Origin of the sequence: Pseudomonas sp. BJP69, from assembly GCF_007633355.1 — a bacterium.
Classification (GTDB): domain Bacteria; phylum Pseudomonadota; class Gammaproteobacteria; order Pseudomonadales; family Pseudomonadaceae; genus Aquipseudomonas; species Aquipseudomonas juntendi.
The window spans coordinates 976,226-995,575 of the sequence record NZ_CP041933.1 but is presented as its reverse complement, the minus strand read 5'-3'; the positions used below and the strand labels follow the sequence as shown (position 1 = coordinate 995,575).

Genomic DNA, 19,350 nt, shown 5'->3' with positions numbered 1-19,350 from the left:
GCCCATGTTCAGCAAGAAGGTCCGCAATATTGCGCTGCTGGCGGTGATTGCTGCCGTGCTCGCTGCCATTGGCTACTGGAATGTCAGCCCTGAAAGCTTCCTCGACCAGCCTGTGGCCCAGGTCGACGAAAGCGCCATCGACTACTATGCGATCAACGCCCATAGTGTGCAGTTCTTGCCGGACGGCAAATTGCAGTACGAAATGACCGCCGACAAGGTCGAGCACGTCAAGGCGACCGAAGTTACCCTGGTGACCACGCCCGACCTGCGCCTTTACCGCGGCACCGAATACCCGTGGCATGTTCAGAGCGAGCGCGCCGAGGTCAGCCCGGACGGCAACGAGGTCGAACTGATCAACAAGGTCCGCGTTGCCCGCACCGACGAAAAGCAACGCGACACCATCATCACCAGCTCACGCATGACCGTATTCCCGCAGAAGCAATATGCGCAGACCGAGCAAGCCGTTAGAATCGACGGCGCCGGTGGCACAACCACGGGCAAGGGCATGAAAGCGTATTTGAAAGAAGGCAAGATGGACTTGCTCTCTAACGTAAGAGGACAGTATGAGGCTCGTTAAAACCCTCCCCCTTTTGCTCAGCCTGAGCGCAGCACTGGGAAGCGCGAGCGCCTTCGCCCTGCCGAATGACCGTGACCAGCCAATCCGTATCCAGGCCGACAACGCGCATCTGGACGACAAGCAGGGTGTCGCGACGTACACCGGTGACGTGATCATCACTCAAGGCTCGATGATGATCAAAGGCAATACCGTGACCATGACCCGCGCCGCCAACGGCGACATCGACGTGGTCACTTCGGTTGGCAACCTGGCCTACTTCGAGCAGCAGCAGAGCGCCGCCAAGCCCGACAAGATGAAGGGCTGGGCAGTGACCATCCAATACCAGGCGCAAAAAGACACCGTGATCCTCACCGACCGCGCCAAGGTCGAGAACGAAGGCAACACCACCGAGGGCGAGAAGATCGTCTACAACACCAAGTCGCAGGTGGCTACCGCCGGCCGTGGCGGTAACGTGACCCAGCCACGTCAGCGCATCGACATGGTGATCCAGCCCAAGAAGAAGGCCGAGTAAATGGCAACCCTAAAAGCCCAGCACCTGGCCAAAAGCTACAAGGGGCGCCAGGTCGTACGTGATGTCAGCCTGTCGATCGACAGCGGCCAGATCGTCGGATTGCTCGGCCCGAACGGTGCCGGCAAGACCACCTGCTTCTACATGATCGTCGGCCTGGTCCAGGCCGAGCAGGGTCGTGTCCTGATCGACAACCTCGATGTCAGCCACCAGCCCATGCACGGCCGCGCGCGCGCCGGCATCGGCTACCTGCCGCAGGAAGCCTCGATCTTCCGCAAGCTTTCGGTGGCCGACAACATCATGGCCATCCTCGAGACCCGCAAGGACCTCGACCGCGATGGCCGGCGCAAGGAACTGGAAAGCCTGCTGCAGGAGTTCCACATCAGCCACATCCGCGACAACCTCGGCATGAGCCTGTCCGGTGGCGAACGCCGCCGTGTCGAGATCGCCCGCGCCCTGGCGACCGCGCCCAAGTTCATCCTGCTGGACGAACCCTTCGCCGGCGTGGACCCGATCTCGGTCGGTGACATCAAGCAGATCATCCACCACCTCAAGGCCAAGGGTATCGGTGTGCTGATCACGGACCACAACGTGCGCGAAACCCTGGATATCTGCGAGACCGCCTACATCGTCAACGATGGCCGGCTGATCGCCGAAGGCGACGCCGAAACCATCCTGGCCAACGAACTGGTCAAAGAGGTTTACCTGGGCCACGAGTTCCGGCTCTGACCCACCCCTGCCTGGGGTACTGGCAACCTGCCCTGAAGCCGGGGTTAAAATTGTTACGTACTCTAGGCAAACGCTACAATTTAAGGCATAAAACTTGCTTGATCTGGCGCCCCGGCGCCCTCGTGTAGTGGATGGCGCATGCGCGCCGGCGAACAAGGTATTAAGCCCCAGCCATGAAACCATCGCTCGTCCTAAAAATGGGCCAGCAACTGACGATGACACCGCAGTTGCAACAGGCCATCCGCCTGCTCCAGCTTTCCACCCTGGACCTCCAACAGGAAATCCAGGAGGCGCTGGAGTCGAACCCGATGCTCGAACGCCAGGAAGACGGCGACGACTTCGACAACAGCGACCCGATGGCCGACAACGCCGAGAACAAGCCGGCCGCCGACGTTCAGGACAACAGCTTCCAGGAAATCACGGTCAGTGCCGACAACCTCGAAGACGGTGAATGGAGCGAGCGTATCCCCAACGAGCTGCCGGTCGACACCGCCTGGGAAGACATCTACCAGACCAGCGCCAGCAGCCTGCCGAGCAACGATGACGACGAGTGGGACTTCACCACGCGGACATCGGCCGGCGAAAGCCTGCAAAGCCACCTACTGTGGCAACTGAACCTGGCGCCGATGTCGGATACCGACCGCCTGATCGCCGTGACCCTGATCGACAGCATCAACGGCCAGGGCTACCTGGAAGACACCCTCGAAGAAATCTGCGCTGGCTTCGACCCGGAGCTGGATATCGAGCTGGACGAAGTCGAAGCGGTGCTGCACCGCATTCAGCAGTTCGAACCGGCAGGCGTCGCGGCACGCACCCTTGGCGAGTGCCTGTTGCTGCAACTGCGCCAACTGCCTGCCAGCACGCCGTGGCTGAACGAGGCGAAACGGCTGGTCTGCGATTTCATCGACTTGCTCGGCAGCCGCGACTACAGCCAGCTCATGCGGCGCATGAAAATCAAGGAAGACGAACTGCGCCAGGTGATCGAACTGGTGCAAAGCCTCAACCCGCGCCCGGGTTCGCAGATCGAGTCCAGCGAGCCCGAGTACGTGGTACCGGACGTGATCGTGCGCAAGGACAGCGACCGCTGGCTGGTGGAACTGAACCAGGAAGCCATCCCGCGCCTGCGCGTGAACGCTCAATACGCCGGCTTCGTGCGCCGCGCCGACACCAGTGCCGACAACACCTTCATGCGCAACCAACTGCAGGAGGCGCGCTGGTTCATCAAGAGCCTGCAAAGCCGCAACGAAACCCTGATGAAAGTCGCCACGCAGATCGTCGAGCATCAGCGCGGCTTCCTCGATCATGGCGACGAAGCGATGAAACCGCTGGTGCTGCATGACATTGCCGAAGCGGTGGGCATGCACGAGTCGACCATTTCCCGGGTGACCACGCAGAAATACATGCACACGCCCCGCGGCATCTACGAACTGAAATACTTTTTCTCCAGCCACGTCAGCACCTCCGAAGGCGGAGAATGCTCGTCTACAGCGATCCGCGCGATCATCAAGAAACTGGTTGCAGCGGAAAATCAGAAAAAGCCATTGAGTGACAGCAAGATCGCTGGTTTACTGGAGGCACAAGGCATCCAGGTGGCCCGCCGCACCGTCGCCAAGTACCGCGAGTCTCTCGGCATCGCACCGTCGAGTGAGCGCAAGCGACTGATGTAGCCCCTGAGATCTGCCATAGCGTTTGCGGGGCAGGTGCAAAACCTGCCTCTTTATGCACGGGCAACAAAGGAGAAGCTGTATGCAAGTCAATATCAGTGGACAGCATGTAGAAGTCACCCAGCCACTGCGCGATTACGTGCTCGAAAAGCTCGCCCGCGTGGAAAGTCACTTCGACAAGATCACCAACGTGCAGGTCATCATGAAGGTCGAGAAGCTGCAGCAGAAGGTCGAGGCGACCCTGCAGATTCCCGGCGGCGAAGTGGTAGCAAACGCCGAACACGAAGATATGTATGCAGCGATCGATGCCTTGGCCGACAAGCTCGACCGCCAACTGAAAAAACACAAGGAAAAACAGCAAAGCCTGCTGCAAGGTGCAGCTGCCCGCTGATCCCCCTCATCCATGATCCGACTTGAAACCATCCTGACCCCCGGCCGTTCCCTCGTGAACGTGCCGGGCGGCAGTAAGAAGCGCGCCCTGGAAAAGGTCGCCACCATCATCGCCGAACAAGTGCCGGAACTGGAGATGCAAGTCGTCTTCGAAAAGCTGGTCGCCCGGGAAAAACTCGGTTCAACCGGTTTCGGCAATGGCATCGCCATTCCGCACTGCCGGCTTGAAGGCTGCTCCGCGCCAGTCAGCGCCCTGCTGCACCTGGAAGCACCCATCGATTACGATGCCATCGATGGCGCGCCGGTAGACTTGCTGTTCGTCCTGCTGGTCCCTGAAGCCGCCACCGATGCCCACCTGGAACTGCTGCGCCAGATCGCCAGCATGCTCGACCGCAAGGACGTGCGTGATCGCCTGCGTTCGGCCACCAGCAACGAGGCCTTGTACCAGGTTGTCCTGGACGTACAGAACGAGCACTGAACATGCGCCTGATCATCGTCAGCGGCCGGTCTGGCTCCGGCAAGAGCACCGCCCTCGATGTCCTGGAAGACAACGGTTTCTATTGCATTGACAACCTGCCCGCCGGGCTGCTGCCGCAGCTCGCGGAAAATGCACTGATCAACACCGAACTGCTGCAGCCGAAAGTGGCAGTGTCGATCGACGCCCGCAACCTGCCCAGCCACCTGTCGCGCTTCCCCGAGCTGCTAGCCGACGCCCGTGCCCGCCACATCCAGTGCGATGTGCTGTACCTGGATGCCGATGAAGATACCCTGCTCAAGCGGTTTTCAGAAACCCGCCGCCGCCACCCGCTGACCAACGCCGACCGCTCGCTGGCAGAGGCCATCCGCGTGGAGAGCGAACTGCTGGGGCCGATTGCCGACCTGGCCGACCTGAAGATCGACACCACCAGCCTGAACCTCTACCAGTTGCGCGACACGATCAAGTTGCGCCTGCTCAACAAGCCCGAGCCTGGTACCGCATTCCTGGTCGAGTCATTCGGCTTCAAACGCGGCATGCCGGTCGATGCCGATCTGGTGTTCGACGTACGCTGCCTGCCCAACCCCTACTGGAAGCCCGAATTGCGTGAGCACTCCGGCCTGGAACAGCCAGTGATCGACTACCTGGCCGCGCAGCCAGACGTCGAGGACATGTTCAACGATATTTCCAGCTACCTGCTCAAGTGGCTACCCCGCTTCGCAGCCAGTAACCGTGCCTACGTGACCATTGCCATTGGCTGCACCGGCGGCCACCATCGTTCGGTGTACATCACCGAACGCCTCGGCCAGTTGCTGCAACAGTCCCTGAAAAACGTCCAGGTCCGCCACCGCGACCTCTAGCCCAAGGATCCGCCCCACGATGCCCGCCCGCGAAATCACCATCATCAACAAGCTGGGCCTGCATGCCCGGGCGGCAGCGAAGTTCGTCGGCGTGGCCGGCCGCTTTCCCTGCCAGGTGCGGGTCGGCCGCGCTCCGGACAAACTGGTAGACGGCAAAAGCATCATGGCCGTGATGATGCTGGCGGCTGGCAAGGGTACCCAGGTGCACCTGCATACCGAGGGTGAGCAGGACAACGATGCCATGGACGCGCTGGTCGAGTTGATCAACAACTACTTCGACGAAGGCGAGTAAGCCTCCAAGCCCTGCACCGCGCCCACAGTGTGCACCCCTTCAACCTGACCAAAGATCAGGACAGCGCGGTATCCATCACCATCATCAGGCAGAAGCCGATGCACAGCCCCAGGCTGGCCAGGCGGTGATGGCCGTTGCTGCGCGATTCGGGGATGACTTCCTGGGTTACCACCAGCAGCATTGCGCCGGCTGCGCAGGCGAGCCCCAGGGGCAGCAGCAATTCGGCGACATTCACCAGCCAGGCACAGATCACCGCAGCCACAGGCTCGACCAACCCCGAAGCCGCGCCGATCAAGAACGCCTTGAAGCGCGGCATGCCCGCCCCTGCCAACACCAGGGCAATCACCAGCCCTTCGGGCACATCCTGCAACGCGATGCCCATGGCCAGGCTGTCTGCGTCGGCCATGCCACCCCCGGCTGACACACCAATCGCCATGCCTTCGGGAATGTTGTGGGCAATGATGGCAATGACGAAAAGCCAGATCCGCGCGGCGATCACCGGCTGCTGCGTACTGCCAACCAGCGCTTGCGGCGAGGCGTTGGAGACCTTGAGGTCGATAAGGAACAGGCACAACGCGCCGAACATCAAGCCGAAGCTGATCAAGCCACCCGCACCCCATGGGCTGAAGCCGATGGCCTGGGCCGCATCCAGCCCGGGCATGATCAATGAAAATGCCGTAGCCGCCAGCATGACCCCGGCGCCGAAGCCCAGCAAGGTGTCGGCCAACGCCACCGGCATGTTACGAATGACCAGCACCGGTACTGCGCCCAGCGCCGTGCCCAGCGCGCACAAAGCGCCGCCCTCCAGGGCGCGCAGCATGCGCGGCGCCAAGTCCAGCCAGGCAAGACCGCGCGCCGCCAGCAGCGCGGTACCCGCCAGCAACAGCAAGGCACCCAGCGCCTGGCGAAACAGGCGCACACTGCTGACCGACATGACCTCTGAGCGCATACCGGTCCGACTCACTTCAGGGCTTCGAGATAGCGGTGTTGCACGTGCGCCCAGTCGATGACGTTGTAGAAGGCACCAATGTATTCCGGGCGGCGGTTCTGGTATTTCAGGTAATACGCATGCTCCCACACGTCCAACCCGAGAATCGGCGTGTTGCCATGCATCAGTGGGCTGTCCTGGTTGCCGCTGCTTTCCACGACCAGGGTTTTCTGCGGCGTTACGCTGAGCCAGGCCCAGCCGCTGCCGAAGCGGGTCAGTGCGGCCTTGGTGAAGGCTTCCTTGAACGCGTCGAAACCGCCCAGTTGAGTGGTGATGGCTTGTGCCAGCTCGCCCGTGGGCTCCCCCCCGCCCTGCGGCGACATCACGGTCCAGAACAGGCTGTGGTTGGCGTGACCGCCACCGTGGTTGGTCACGGCGCCACGCAGCTGCTCCGGCAAGTCCCCGACCGCAGCGACCAGTTTTTCGACTGGCCACTCAGCCCACTCGGTGCCTTCGACGGCGGCGTTGAGGCCATTGACGTAAGTCTGGTGGTGCCTGGTGTGGTGGATCTCCATGGTCTGCGCGTCGATGTGCGGCTCCAGCGCGTCGTAGGCGTAAGGCAAAGCAGGCAAGGTATGGGGCATGTCAGTGAATTCCGTAGGCTTGAGTACTGGGTACCACGCCGGCCGGGGCAGCGAGTTCGCTGGCGCCGATGTTGTGGCGGTTGAGCAGGCGTTCGGTACGCGGGTACTGGCCGTACTCCGCGATGAAACCGAGCAGTTCGATGTAGGTACGCCCACTGTGGCGCAGGGCTGCGTCCCGCAGCGCCTGTGGCAAGCGGGCTTGCTGGCTGGCCTGTAGCAGCCACTGGTGCGCGGCACAGAGGTAATCGGCACTTTCATGCGGCTGGTTCAGGCGCAGGTGCAGGTCGGCCAGGTTATGGTGAGCGACGACCAGGGCAGCCACCGCTTCGTCGACGTCATGCCAGCGCTCGAACAGCACCTGGGCCAGGGCCAGGGCTTGCAGGTAATGTTCCCGGGCATCGACCAGCTCGCCTTGTTCGAACAGGCGGTTGGCCAGTTCCATGGTGCGTTTCCAGTGCTGCATGTCTGTTTCCTCGGCGGTAAGGCAGTGTCAGATGCCGCCAGCGGTGAGTTTTTCCGGGTCCAGCAGCGTTTCCAGCTGGTCCCGCGACAGGTCGGTATGCTCCAGGGCGACATCAATGATCGGGCGACCTTGCTGGTAGGCGGTCTTGGCAATTTCAGCGGCCTTCAGGTAGCCGATGATCGGGTTCAGTGCAGTGACCAGGATCGGGTTGCGCGCCAGCGCCTCCTTCAGCTTGCCCTCGTTGACCTTGAAGCTGGCAATGGCTTTGTCGGCCAGCAGGCGGCTGACGTTGGCCATCAACTCGATGCTCTCCAGCAGGTTGCGTGCGATCAGCGGCAACATCACGTTCAGTTCGAAGTTGCCCGACTGCCCAGCCACGGCGATGGTGGCGTCGTTGCCGATGACCTGCGCGGCGACCATGGCCGTAGCCTCCGGGATGACCGGGTTGACCTTGCCTGGCATGATCGAAGAGCCCGGCTGCAGACCCTGCAGCTCGATTTCCCCAAGGCCGGCCAGAGGGCCCGAGTTCATCCAGCGCAGGTCGTTGGCAATCTTCATCAGTGCCACCGCTGTGGTCTTGAGCTGGCCGGACAGGGCTACCGCGGTATCCTGCGAACCGATCAGGGCAAACAGGTTATGCCCCGGCGTGAACTGGACCTGGGTCAGGCCGCTGAGCTGGCGCGCGAAAGCGGCAGCGAATTGCGGGTGGGCATTGATGCCGGTGCCCACTGCGGTGCCGCCCTGGGCCAGCGCCTGCAGGCTTGGCAGGGTGGCTTCGATGTGCGCCTTGGCACCTTCGATCTGCGCTGCCCAACCGTCCAGCACCTGGCTCAGGCGCACGGGCATTGCATCCATCAGGTGGGTACGCCCGGTTTTCACATACTGATGCACCTGCCTGGACTTGGCCTCGATCACTTGCACAAGGTGCGCCAGGGCAGGCAACAGCTGCTCATGCACGGCGAGGGCAGCGCTGGCGTGAATGGTGGTGGGAATGATGTCATTGCTGCTCTGGCCGCAATTGACGTGGTCGTTGGCATTGACCGGCTCGCCGAGCACACGGCTGGCCAGGGTGGCGATCACCTCGTTCGCGTTCATGTTCGAGCTGGTGCCCGAGCCTGTCTGAAACACGTCGACCGGGAAGTGCTGGATGTAGTCCTGCGCCAGCAGCTGTTCCACCGCCTTGACGATGGCCTGCCCCTGGGCGGCGGACAGTTGCTCCAGCTCTACGTTGGCCTTGGCCGCAGCCGCTTTGGCCAGCAGCAAGGCACGAATGAACTGGGCCGGCATGCGCTGGCCGCTGATCGGGAAGTTGTCGACCGCGCGCTGGGTCTGGGCGCCATACAGGGCTTGGGCCGGCACCTGCAATTCACCCATGCTGTCGCGCTCGATACGGGTATCACTCATCATCAAATCCTTGCATCAGTTCATCGGGAGAAATCGACGGCAGCAGGCTGCAGTTGGCCAACTGAATGGCGTAGGGCTGCCAACGCTGGTTCTGGGCCTGGCGGTCGAGGTTGCGCAGGTCCAGCAACGGCCGCCAGGCCTGGTCCAGGCACAGGCAGCGCCAGTGCCAGGGCAACATGCGGTCGCAGGCGGTGTCGAGCAGCAGGCGGAAGGAGGTCAACGCCACCGTCCATGGCGAGGTTTCGGTACAGCACACCAGGTAACGGCCTTCGGCCAGGTAGTGCTCGATCAGGCGCGGCTCGTCAGGTTCGAGCGCGCAGCGGATCCGGCGGCTGAGCCAGCGCCAGTTTTCCAGGTAGGGCAGTTCGCGGAGGACGGAATTCATGAACATCATCGCCGAGTTACTGGATAATGATATTCATTATTAATTGATAAATAGAATCACTTCAAGGGGAGCTGATGAAAGAAAAAACCCGGCGCGAGGGCCGGGTCTTGTATTCCACTGGAAATTCTTTATTGCCTGTACCGGCCTCTTCGCGGGCTTGCCCGCCCCCACAGGGGGTTGCATAGGCTTCAAGCTGTGGGAGCGGGCGAGCCCGCGAATGGGCCGTACAGGCAATGAATCAGCTACCTGCCACAGTCATCCGCTCGATCAGCACCGACCCAGTGTGGATATTGCTGCGTGTTTCAAGATCGCTACCAATCGCGACAATCTGCTGGAACATATCCTTCATGTTGCCGGCAATCGTCACTTCCTGCACCGCATGCTGGATTTCACCATTCTCGACCCAGAAACCCGCTGCCCCTCGGGAGTAATCACCCGTCACCATGTTCAGGCCATGGCCCATCAGCTCGGTCACCAACAGCCCACGCCCCATACGCCGGATCAGGGCAGCCTGGTCCTCGACGCCGTGGCTGACGAACAGGTTGTGTACACCCCCCGCGTTGGCCGTGCTGGGCAAGCCCAGCTTGCGCCCCGAATAGGTACCCAGCAGATACGACACCAGCTCGCCTTTGTCGACGAACGGTTTGGCATAGGTCGCCAGGCCGTCGGCGTCGAACGCTGCACTGGCCAGCGCGCGCGGAATGTGCGGGCGCTCGTCGAGGGTTAGCCAGGACGGGAACAGGCGCTGGCCGATGCTGCCTTCGAGGAACGACGACTTGCGGTACAGATTGCCGCCGGAGATCGCCGACAGGAAGCTGCCGAACAAACCGCCTGCCAGTTCTGCGGAAAACAGCACCGGCACTTCGCAGGTTGGCACCGGGCGCGCGCCGAGGCGGCTGGCGGCCCGCTGCGCGGCCCGCACACCAATGCTGCGCGGGTCGGCCAGCAGGTTGCCCTGGCGGTTGACGTCATACCAGTAATCGCGCTGCATCTGCCCGTCGCCTTCAGCGATCATCACGCAGCTGAGGCTGTGCCGGGTCGAGGCGTAAGCACCGATGAACCCGTGGCTGTTGCCATACACGCGGCAGCCCTGGTGGGTGTTGAGGGTGGTGCCATCGGCATTGAGGATGCGCGGGTCGGCATCGAACGCCGCCGCTTCGCACGCCAGCGCCATCTCGATGGCTTTCTCGGGCTCGAGAGCCCAGTCGTGATACAGGTCCAGGTCCGGAATTTCCCGGGCCATCAACGCCGCGTCCGCCAGGCCCGAACAGTCGTCCTCGGAGGTGTGCTTGGCAATGGCCAGCGCTGCCGCGACGGTTTCCCGGATCGCCTCCGGGCCACTGGCCGAGGTACTGGCCGAGCCTTTGCGCTGGCCAACATAGAGGGTGATGCCAAAGCCCTGGTCGCGGTTGAATTCAACCGTTTCGACCTCGCGCTGACGTACCGTGGTGGACAGGCCCTGCTCCAGCGACACGGCCACTTCGCAGGCACTGGCCCCTTGGCGGCGCGCTTCGGCGATGATCGCCTCGACCTGCTCTTGCAATGCTGGCAGGTCTTTCGGACCTACGCTCTGGACTGCACTCATGGTTCTCTCCACTCAAATTCTGCGTTCGGCGAGGGTCATTCTACGACCGGGCCGGACAAGCGGCCCCCGACTGGTTATCATGGCGGCGATTTCTAGCGGACTGCCACCATGGTTGATTCAAACGACGACGCCTTCGACGGCGAAAAAAGCAAAACCCAGATCAAGCGCGAGCTGCATGCGCTGGTCGAACTCGGCGAGCGCCTGACTACGCTCAAGGCCGATACCCTGGCCCGCCTGCCGTTGACCGACGAGCTGCGCAAGGCCCTGGCCGAGGCCAGCAAGCACACTGCTCATGGTGCGCGTAAACGCCACATGTCGTTCGTCGGCAAGCTGATGCGCGTGCAGGACCTGGATGCCATCCATGCCCTGCTCGAGCAGATGGACAGCTCGACTCGCCAGTACAACGAACGCTTCCACGGCCTGGAGCGCTGGCGCGACCGGTTGATCGACGGTAACGACGAAGACCTTGAACGCTTCGTCAACGAATACCCCGACACCGATCGCCAGCAACTGCGTTCGCTGGTGCGCCATGCCCAGCACGAGAAGGCGCGGAACAAACCGCCGGCCGCCGCGCGCAAGGTGTTCAAGTACATCCGCGACCTCGACGAGTTGCAGCGCGGGTTGCGCTGACAGGCTGAGGCCCTGCGGGAGCGGGCGTGCCCGCGAAGCAGGCGACGCGGTGCCCGGCACCGGCTTCGCCGGTGCTGGCGGGCAAGCCCGCTCCCACAACGGCCCCAAAGGCCATCACGCGCCGGTGCCGCCCACGGTGATCGCATCCAGCTTCAGGGTCGGCTGCCCAACCCCGACCGGCACCGATTGCCCGTCCTTGCCGCACGTCCCTACCCCGCTGTCCAGCGCCAGGTCGTTGCCGACCATCGACACCCGGCTCATCGCCTCCGGACCATTGCCTATCAAGGTCGCGCCCTTCACCGGTGCGGTAATCTTGCCGTCTTCGATCAGGTAGGCCTCGCTGGTCGAAAACACGAACTTGCCGCTGGTGATGTCCACCTGGCCACCCCCGAGGTTGGCGCAGTAGATGCCCTTCTTCACCGAGGCGATGATTTCCTGCGGGTCGCTTTCGCCGGCACGCATGTAGGTGTTGGTCATGCGTGGCATCGGCAGGTGAGCGTAGGATTCGCGGCGACCATTGCCGGTCACTGCCATGCCCATCAGCCGCGCGTTCAGCTTGTCCTGCATGTAGCCCTTGAGCACACCGTTCTCGATCAGGGTGGTGCACTCGGTCGGCGTACCTTCGTCATCCACGCTCAGCGAACCGCGGCGGCCTTCCAGGGTGCCGTCATCGACGATGGTGCACAGGCTCGACGCCACTTTCTCGCCAACCCGGCCACTGAACGCCGAGCTGCCCTTGCGGTTGAAGTCACCTTCCAGGCCATGGCCGACCGCCTCGTGCAGCAGCACGCCCGACCATCCCGAGCCCAGCACCACTGGCAAGGTCCCGGCCGGCGCCGGGATCGCTTCGAGGTTCACCAGCGCCTGGCGCAGCGCCTCACGGGCGTAGCCCATGACCCGCTCTTCGGTGAAGAAACGGTAGTCGGTACGCCCGCCACCACCCTGCCCGCCGCGTTCGCGACGACCGTTCTGCTCAACGATGACGCTCACATTGAAACGCACCAGCGGCCGCACATCTGCAGCCAGGCTGCCGTCCGCTGCAGCGATGAGGATGCGCTCCCAGACCCCGGCCATGCTCACGCTGACCTGCTGGATACGCGGGTCAAGCGCGCGGGTCGCGGCATCGACACGCTTCAGCAACTCGACCTTTTCGGCACGGCTGAGTACATCGAGCGGGTTGTCCGCCGCATACAGCGCGGTCACTGACGGGCTGCGGAAGGCCTGCACGGTGCCGTTCTGCCCGGCGCGGGAAATCGAACGCGCGGCGCGCGCGGCCGACGTCAGCGCTTCAAGGTTGATGGCATTGCTGTAGGCGAAGCCGGTCTTTTCACCGGACTGGGCACGCACGCCCACGCCTTGGTCCAGGTTGAAGCTGCCCTCTTTGACGATGCCGTCTTCCAGCGCCCAGGTTTCCGAAATCTGGCCCTGGAAATACAGGTCGGCAGCGTCGATGCCGGGGCCGGCCAATTCACCGAGCACGCTTTGCAGGCTGTCCAGGGTCAAGCCGCCTGGGGCCAGGAGCTGCTCACTGACGGTGGATAACATCTGGCTCATAGTCACTCCAAGGTGGGCGCAGGCCGCAATGCGTCCTGCGAAAAAAAGCGCCGGTGCGATACCACCGGCATGCGCGCCCGGATGGACGCCTGTTCTTCAATGTCGCGCTCGGCAAGCAATACCGCTTCGCCTTGCGCCTGTTGTGCCACGATCCGCCCCCAAGGGTCGACGATCGCCGCATGGCCATGGGTTTCCCGTGGGCCTGGGTGGGTACCGCCCTGCGCTGCCGCCAACAGGTAGCACTGGGTCTCGATGGCCCGGGCGCGCACCAGCACGTCCCAGTGTGCTGCGCCGGTTACCGCAGTGAAGGCCGCCGGTGCGCTGATCAGTTCCGCGCCAGCGGCACGCAACGCGCTGTACAACTCTGGGAAGCGCAAGTCGTAACATACGCTCAACCCCAGCCGCCCGACCGGCGTGTCCGCCACCACCACGTGTGCGCCAGGGGCAAAATCATCCGATTCGCGGTAGCGGCCGCGGTTATCGGCAACGTCCACGTCGAACAAGTGCAGCTTGTCATAGCGCGCAGCCACTTCACCGTGCTCATCGATCAGCAGCGAGCAGGCATGTGCCTTTGCGTCGGGCTGGCCGACCGGTGGCAAGGGCATGGTACCGGCGACTATCCATAACCTGAGGTCGCGGGCGGTACGTTTCAACCATGGCAGGATAGGCCCGTTCCCCGATGCCTCGGCTCGGCCGATGGCAGCGGCGTCCTTGCGGCCCATGGCAGCGAAGTTTTCCGGCAGCACCGCCAGCCGCGCACCACCCTGTGCAGCCTGCTCCAGCAAGGCACCGGCACGCTGCAGGTTGGCCAGCACGTCGTCCTGGCTGACCATCTGGATCACCGCTGCCTTCATGGGCACTCCTGGCACTATTTCTCGAAGGGTTTCACAAAGGTGATTCTAGGCTCTTTCCACGGCCCTTCGACACGGTAATGCACGCTGGCAAAACGCGAGACGCGGTCACCGATCAGCCGGTCGACCAGGAACAACGCCCCGCCCACGGCTGGCGCCCCCACGATCAACGCGGCCAGCGGCAGGTTGTTGGTCACCGGCAGGCTCACCTGCAGGTTGGCATTGACCTGGTCACGTACCAGGTCCAACGTGCCCTCCAGCTCGAAGCTGCTCGACGGGCCGGTCATGGTGATCGGTTCGCGGGTCACGTACACGCCATTGCTGGCCGCCAGCAGGCCTTTGACCCGGTCATAGGCCAGGCCTTTGTCGAACAGGTCGGAGAAGTCCAACCGCAGGCGTCGGCCAATCGAATTGAAGTTGAGCAGGCCAAAGACCCGCAACGCCTGGGCACTGCCATCGACCTCGACGAACTGGCCAGACCGCAACGCCGCGTCCATGCTGCCCGAGAAGCGCGTCAGGCTGACGGCAGCCGGCGAGCCTGGCCAGCGGCCGTCCACGTCCAGGCGGAAGTCGCGGCTGGTGACGGTCGGGGCAAAGCCCCAGGCCTTGAGCACGTCGCCCAGGTTCTTGCCTTGCAGGCGGCCTTTGTACCAGCTGCTGGTCTTGCCCGTTTCGCCCTCCCAGCCACCGCCACCGCCAATGCGCAGGCCCTTGAAGTCAAGAGCGATATCGCTGGCGGCAACCCCGCGTGCAGTGGGCCGCAGCTTGATCGAAGCGCTGCCGAACAGGTCGTCACCGCGGTACAGCTTGTCGATGCTCAGGTCCAGCGCCGGGACTTTGCGTGGGTCGAAGGTGGCAAGCGGGTCCGGCCCATCTTCGGCGCGCTCCTGGGCTTGTTTTTCCGCAGGGCTGGGCGCTGGCAGCCGCAGCGTCTGCAGGCGCACGACCATCGGCGCACCCTTGGCATCCGGCACGCGGGCATCGCCGATGACTTCCTGGCTGTCGAGGCGCAGGTCCCAGGCGGGGCCGCCTCGGCTCAACCGTACCAGGGCCTGGTTCAGCTCGGTGCCAAACGCCTTGAGCTGGCCAATGCTCAGGTCCACGCTTTGCAGCATCTGCCGCGCACTGCCACCTGGATCGTCTCCGCCCAGCCGTGAGGCCTGCTGTTGCCAAGGGGCCAGGTCCAGCGTTTCCAGGCGCCCACGCACGCGCAGGCCCTGTGCAGCGGGCAGTTGGGCGTCACCGGTGCCCAGCAACAACTCGCCCCGGCCTTGGCCGAGCTTGTCGGCCGGCGCGGCGTAGGCAGCACGGGCAAGGTCACCGTAGCCGGCGTCGAAACGCCGCTCCGGGCCCTGTAGCGTCATGCTGAAGCGGCTGTCGCGGGTTTCCGCGGCCGCCTTGCCGAATGGCGCTGGCAAATCGACCGCCAGCCCCTTGAGGTTGGAGTTGACGCTCAAACGATTGTCGCGGCTGCCCAGGCTCAGTTGCAACTGGTAAGGCAGGTCGCCGGAAGCCGGAAGGGCTTGCTTGAACTGCAGCCAGTCGGTCAACGCCTTGAGCGCTACCTGGCCATTGGCATCGATGCGGGTCTGCATCTGCCCGGGTTGGCCCTCGGCCGTTATCTGCGCCGTGACGGGCTTGCCGAAGGCCTGCAGGCTGATGCCCTTGCCGCTGAGGCCTTTGTCGAAATCGAAGCTGAAGTCACCTTTCAAGCGGCTCAGCTCAAGGGTGGGCGGGGCGACCTTCAGGCGCGCGTCATGGGTGGCGAAATCTACCTGCACTTTGGGCCGCTGCCCGTGAGCCAGCGGGATATCGAGCTTGAGCTTACCCTTCAGCGGCCCTTCACCCTCCCAATCGGCGAAGATCTCACCGGTGCCGATAGGCGCTTGCTTGAGGATCTTCAGGCCATCACCCAGGCTGCCATCGAAATTGCCCGTCAGGAACAGGTGGCTCTGCTGGCCCTCGTCGACATGCGGGATGTCGACGTCGACGTCACTGACCTGGGTGTCCAGCAGCACCCCGCGCCGGGCCTTGACCCGCACGCCGCTGTCCTCGATGAAGACTTCGCCATCCACATGCTGGACTTGCGGCCAGCCCGGCTGGAAGTCCAGTGCGGCGTCATGCACCTTGAAGAACAGGCTGATACTGCGTGCCTCTGGCGCCGCGCCATGGTTCAGCGAGCCCTGGTACTGGAAATAGCCTTCGTCCACCGCGCCCTTGACGATGGCGCTGCGCAGCCACTCGTCGAGGGCCGGGCTGAGCACTTCGGGCAGATACTTGGCGGTATACCGGCCATCGCCGTCGGTCAAGCCGACGCGCAGGTCCATGTAGTCCTCGCGGCCTTCCTCGAACAGCAGGCGAATCAGGAAATCGCCGGCAATCTTGCCTTCTTCGCCCAGCACCTTCAGGTAGGGCGCGACAAGGGTGAAGCCCTGCTTGTCCAGCACCCAGGTCAAGCGCGCGTTGGCCTTCTGGTAGTGCCAGGGTTTGGCGAAGATCGGGTACAAGTGCAGCATGAAGGCTTCAGTGTCCAGGCGCAGCTCGCCGTGGCCCAGGTCGCCACTGATACTGCCGCTGACGTTACCCGCAGCCGGGGCACTGTGATAAGCATTGAAACCGACCTTGTCCAGGTTGGCCTCGAACTGCAGGCGCTGGTCGCCTTCGGCCTTGGGCCGGGCCTGCAGCCGCACGTTGCGCAGACCACCGGTCACCTTCAGGCCAGTGACCGCCGCCATGGCTGCGTCGGGTAGCGGTGCCAGGGCCTCGATCAGCGGGGTCAGGGGCGTGAGGTCGAGCCGGTCGGCCTGCACCTGCCAGCTCTCATCGGCCGCCTGCTCACCGGGGCGCTGCTGCACCTGCAGGTGCGTCTCCCAACGGCTTTTACCGAGGTCCATGGCCAGCGAGTCGACCACAACGTCGAAGCCCTGGTCGCGACGCTGGAACCAGGCGCCCATGGCCAGGTTGCTCAACATGGCGGCCTTGCGCCCGCTGTAGGCGCCTTTGAGCTCAGGGGCATTGAGCCGCACCACGGCCTTCTGCAACTGCCCCTCGCCCCAATCGACCCAGAACTCGCCGCCTGCACGCAGTGCGTCGGCATGCCATTGGCCCAGCAGGCTGGGCGGCAACCACTGCGACCAGTCGCTTTGCGGCAGGCTCAGGTAGGCCTCGACCTGGCCGTCACGCCAAGCCTCGGCAGAAACACGACTGCGCAGGTTCATCGCCAGGGGCTGGCCATCGGGCAGCGTCGCCCGCAGGTCCAGGGCCTGCCGCGAGGGGCCGGCCTGCAAGCCGGCACTCACATACGTCAGGGTCAGCGGGTCACGCTGCCACGGGTGCACGGTGACCTGGCTGTCGAACACATCGACGCGGCCCAGTTGGCGCAGGCGCTGCAGCAACTCGGCAGGGTTCAGCGGCGTATCGTCCTGCTGCGGCAGGCCCTCAAGGTTCCAGGCGCCCTGCCCGTTCTCGCGCACGATCAATTGCAGGCCACCGAGCTGGATACGCGACAGGCGTACCTCACGCGCCAGCAGGCTGGCCCATACATCAGGCACGACCATGACCTCATCCAGGCGCAACGCCTTGGCACCTTCGCCCAGTTGCAGGTCGCGCACCCGCAATACCGGCGCCAGGCCGCTCCAGCGCCCCTCCAGGGCGCCCACATGTACCGGCATGCCAAGCGCTTGCTCGGCCTTGCTCTGCACGTCGGCACGGTACTCGACTACCAGGGGTATCAATGCACGGCCGAGGCTGACATACAGCGCCACCAATACCGCCAACAAGGCGCATATGCCCAGCCCCCAACGGGTCAAGGCAACAAGAACGCGGGTCAGACGTCCCATGGCCGTGGCCCTCCAAGTCGTTTATCCATGATGGCCCGTCGCACGGGTTTCGCCAGCGCGACGAGGCAGCGACGTGTTGCTGAGGGCCTCAGAGCAGCACCACGTCGTATTGTTCCTGCGAATACATCGACTCGACCTGGAAGCGAATGGTTCTACCGATGAAGGCTTCCAGTTCGGCAACGTTGCCCGACTCTTCGTCCAGCAGGCGGTCAACCACCTTCTGGTTGGCCAGCACACGGTAGCCTTCGGCCTGGTAAGCACGGGCCTCACGCAGGATCTCGCGGAAAATTTCGTAACAGATGGTCTCGGGGGTTTTCAGCTTGCCACGTCCCTGGCAAGCCAGGCAGGGCTCGCACAGCACCTGCTCCAGGCTTTCGCGCGTGCGCTTGCGGGTCATCTGCACCAGGCCCAGCTCAGTGATGCCGATGATGTTGGTCTTGGCATGGTCGCGTTCCAGCTGTTTTTCCAGGGTGCGCAGAACCTGGCGCTGGTGCTCTTCATCTTCCATGTCGATGAAGTCGATGATGATGATGCCGCCGATGTTGCGCAGGCGCAGCTGCCGGGCGATGGCGGTAGCGGCCTCGAGGTTGGTCTTGAAGATGGTTTCTTCAAGGTTGCGATGCCCAACAAAAGCCCCGGTGTTGACGTCGATGGTGGTCATCGCCTCGGCCGGGTCGACCACCAGATAGCCACCCGACTTGAGCGGCACCTTGCGCTCCAGCGCGCGCTGTATTTCGTCCTCGACGCCATACAGATCGAAGATCGGCCGCTCGCCAGGGTAGTGTTCGAGGCGGTCGGCGATTTCCGGCATGAGTTCGCTCACGAACTGCATGGTTTTCTGGAAGGTTTCCCGCGAGTCGATGCGGATCTTCTCGATCTTCGGGTTGACCAGGTCCCGCAGGGTTCGCAGGGCCAGGCCCAGGTCTTCGTAGATGACCGTCGGTGCACCGCAGGTCTTGATCTGGCTGCCGATCTGCTCCCACAGGCGGCGCAGGTAGCGGATGTCCTGCAGGATTTCCTCGGCCCGCGCGCCTTCGGCGGCAGTGCGCAGGATGAACCCGCCGGCATCCTTGATGTTCTCGCTCTCCATGCAGTTGCTGACCACCTGCTTGAGGCGCTCACGCTCGGCTTCATCTTCGATCTTCAGGGAAATGCCAACGTGGCTGCTGCGCGGCATGTACACCAGATAACGCGAAGGGATCGACAACTGCGTGGTCAGGCGCGCGCCTTTGGTGCCAATCGGGTCCTTGGTCACTTGTACCACGAGCGCCTGGCCCTCGTGCACCAGCGCCGTGATGTTCTCGACCGCCGAGCCTTCGCGCTGGGAAATTTCCGAAGCATGGATGAACGCCGCACGTTCCAGGCCAATGTCGACGAAGGCGGCCTGCATGCCTGGCAGCACACGCACCACCTTGCCCTTGTAGATATTGCCGACGATGCCACGGCGCTGAGTGCGCTCGACGTGCACTTCCTGCAGCACCCCGTTTTCCACCACCGCCACGCGTGACTCCATCGGGGTGATGTTGATCAGGATCTCTTCACTCATGGCAGGCTCTCGTCAAAAGTTTCTTG

At 63.4% G+C, this 19,350-nt stretch carries 19 protein-coding genes; 9 read left to right on the top strand and 10 right to left on the bottom strand.

Translation table 11 applies throughout. The features are described from left to right. The first annotated feature begins 4 nt into the window (after positions 1 to 4). The 8 genes from lptC to FPB55_RS04595 all read left to right on the top strand — a co-directional run bounded on the left by lptC (position 5) and on the right by FPB55_RS04595 (position 5,495). The gene (lptC, locus tag FPB55_RS04630; RefSeq protein ID WP_029887548.1) at positions 5 to 577 is read left to right on the top strand and encodes an LPS export ABC transporter periplasmic protein LptC; all 573 of its coding nucleotides are present in this window, start codon (positions 5 to 7) and stop codon (positions 575 to 577) included. Next, a complete protein-coding gene (lptA, locus tag FPB55_RS04625) occupies positions 564 to 1,088 on the top strand; it encodes a lipopolysaccharide transport periplasmic protein LptA (RefSeq protein ID WP_029887549.1) in 525 nt (174 codons plus the stop codon). Before lptC ends, lptA begins: the two co-directional genes overlap by 14 nt. After that, positions 1,089 to 1,814, top strand: a complete 726-nt coding sequence (lptB, locus tag FPB55_RS04620; RefSeq protein WP_010952146.1) for an LPS export ABC transporter ATP-binding protein — start codon at positions 1,089 to 1,091, stop codon at positions 1,812 to 1,814. It abuts the gene before it with no gap. Between the two features lie 173 nt (positions 1,815 to 1,987). Then, positions 1,988 to 3,481, top strand: a complete 1,494-nt coding sequence (locus FPB55_RS04615; RefSeq protein WP_054890012.1) for an RNA polymerase factor sigma-54 — start codon at positions 1,988 to 1,990, stop codon at positions 3,479 to 3,481. 79 nt (positions 3,482 to 3,560) lie between these two features. Next, entirely contained in the window at positions 3,561 to 3,869 is a 309-nt protein-coding gene (raiA, locus tag FPB55_RS04610) for a ribosome-associated translation inhibitor RaiA (protein WP_003255135.1), read from the top strand. Positions 3,870 to 3,881: 12 nt separating this feature from the next. Beyond that, positions 3,882 to 4,346, top strand: coding sequence for a PTS IIA-like nitrogen regulatory protein PtsN (ptsN, locus tag FPB55_RS04605; RefSeq protein WP_009683041.1), 465 nt, complete (start codon positions 3,882 to 3,884; stop codon positions 4,344 to 4,346). Positions 4,347 to 4,348: 2 nt separating this feature from the next. Continuing rightward, a complete protein-coding gene (gene rapZ / locus FPB55_RS04600) occupies positions 4,349 to 5,203 on the top strand; it encodes an RNase adapter RapZ (RefSeq protein WP_009683042.1) in 855 nt (284 codons plus the stop codon). 19 nt (positions 5,204 to 5,222) lie between these two features. Next, entirely contained in the window at positions 5,223 to 5,495 is a 273-nt protein-coding gene (locus FPB55_RS04595; protein ID WP_009683043.1) for an HPr family phosphocarrier protein, read from the top strand. Between the two features lie 55 nt (positions 5,496 to 5,550). On the opposite strand, the gene FPB55_RS04590 is transcribed toward FPB55_RS04595, so the two are convergent. The 6 genes from FPB55_RS04590 to pmbA form a co-directional block, all read right to left on the bottom strand. Continuing rightward, on the bottom strand, positions 5,551 to 6,444 hold the full coding sequence (locus tag FPB55_RS04590; protein ID WP_125854840.1) for a ZIP family metal transporter: 894 nt from the start codon (positions 6,442 to 6,444) through the stop codon (positions 5,551 to 5,553). An 11-nt stretch (positions 6,445 to 6,455) separates the two neighbouring features. Beyond that, a complete protein-coding gene (locus FPB55_RS04585) occupies positions 6,456 to 7,067 on the bottom strand; it encodes a superoxide dismutase (RefSeq protein WP_054890014.1) in 612 nt (203 codons plus the stop codon). Between the two features lies 1 nt (position 7,068). Beyond that, on the bottom strand, positions 7,069 to 7,530 hold the full coding sequence (locus FPB55_RS04580) for a hypothetical protein (RefSeq protein WP_144187598.1): 462 nt from the start codon (positions 7,528 to 7,530) through the stop codon (positions 7,069 to 7,071). Between the two features lie 27 nt (positions 7,531 to 7,557). Next, positions 7,558 to 8,934 (bottom strand): class II fumarate hydratase, encoded by a 1,377-nt coding sequence (locus FPB55_RS04575; RefSeq protein WP_009683048.1) that lies wholly within the window; start codon positions 8,932 to 8,934, stop codon positions 7,558 to 7,560. Then, the gene (locus FPB55_RS04570; protein ID WP_029887554.1) at positions 8,927 to 9,328 is read right to left on the bottom strand and encodes a hypothetical protein; all 402 of its coding nucleotides are present in this window, start codon (positions 9,326 to 9,328) and stop codon (positions 8,927 to 8,929) included. The genes FPB55_RS04575 and FPB55_RS04570 overlap by 8 nt, the downstream gene beginning before the upstream one ends. Before the next feature lie 229 nt (positions 9,329 to 9,557). After that, positions 9,558 to 10,904, bottom strand: coding sequence for a metalloprotease PmbA (pmbA, locus tag FPB55_RS04565; protein ID WP_047149961.1), 1,347 nt, complete (start codon positions 10,902 to 10,904; stop codon positions 9,558 to 9,560). Positions 10,905 to 11,012: 108 nt separating this feature from the next. Here pmbA and yjgA point away from each other — a divergent pair, with 108 nt between their 5' ends. After that, a complete protein-coding gene (yjgA, locus tag FPB55_RS04560; protein ID WP_009683052.1) occupies positions 11,013 to 11,534 on the top strand; it encodes a ribosome biogenesis factor YjgA in 522 nt (173 codons plus the stop codon). A 114-nt stretch (positions 11,535 to 11,648) separates the two neighbouring features. Here the strand turns inward: yjgA and tldD are convergent, their stop codons facing one another. The 4 genes from tldD to rng form a co-directional block, all read right to left on the bottom strand. Beyond that, positions 11,649 to 13,088, bottom strand: a complete 1,440-nt coding sequence (gene tldD, locus FPB55_RS04555; protein WP_009683053.1) for a metalloprotease TldD — start codon at positions 13,086 to 13,088, stop codon at positions 11,649 to 11,651. A gap of 2 nt (positions 13,089 to 13,090) precedes the next feature. Continuing rightward, a complete protein-coding gene (locus FPB55_RS04550) occupies positions 13,091 to 13,942 on the bottom strand; it encodes a carbon-nitrogen hydrolase family protein (RefSeq protein ID WP_115293423.1) in 852 nt (283 codons plus the stop codon). Between the two features lie 14 nt (positions 13,943 to 13,956). Beyond that, on the bottom strand, positions 13,957 to 17,778 hold the full coding sequence (locus FPB55_RS04545) for a YhdP family protein (protein WP_144187596.1): 3,822 nt from the start codon (positions 17,776 to 17,778) through the stop codon (positions 13,957 to 13,959). An 88-nt stretch (positions 17,779 to 17,866) separates the two neighbouring features. Continuing rightward, complete coding sequence (gene rng / locus FPB55_RS04540; RefSeq protein ID WP_009683058.1) at positions 17,867 to 19,324, bottom strand: ribonuclease G; 1,458 nt, start codon at positions 19,322 to 19,324, stop codon at positions 17,867 to 17,869. Positions 19,325 to 19,350 lie beyond the last annotated feature (26 nt).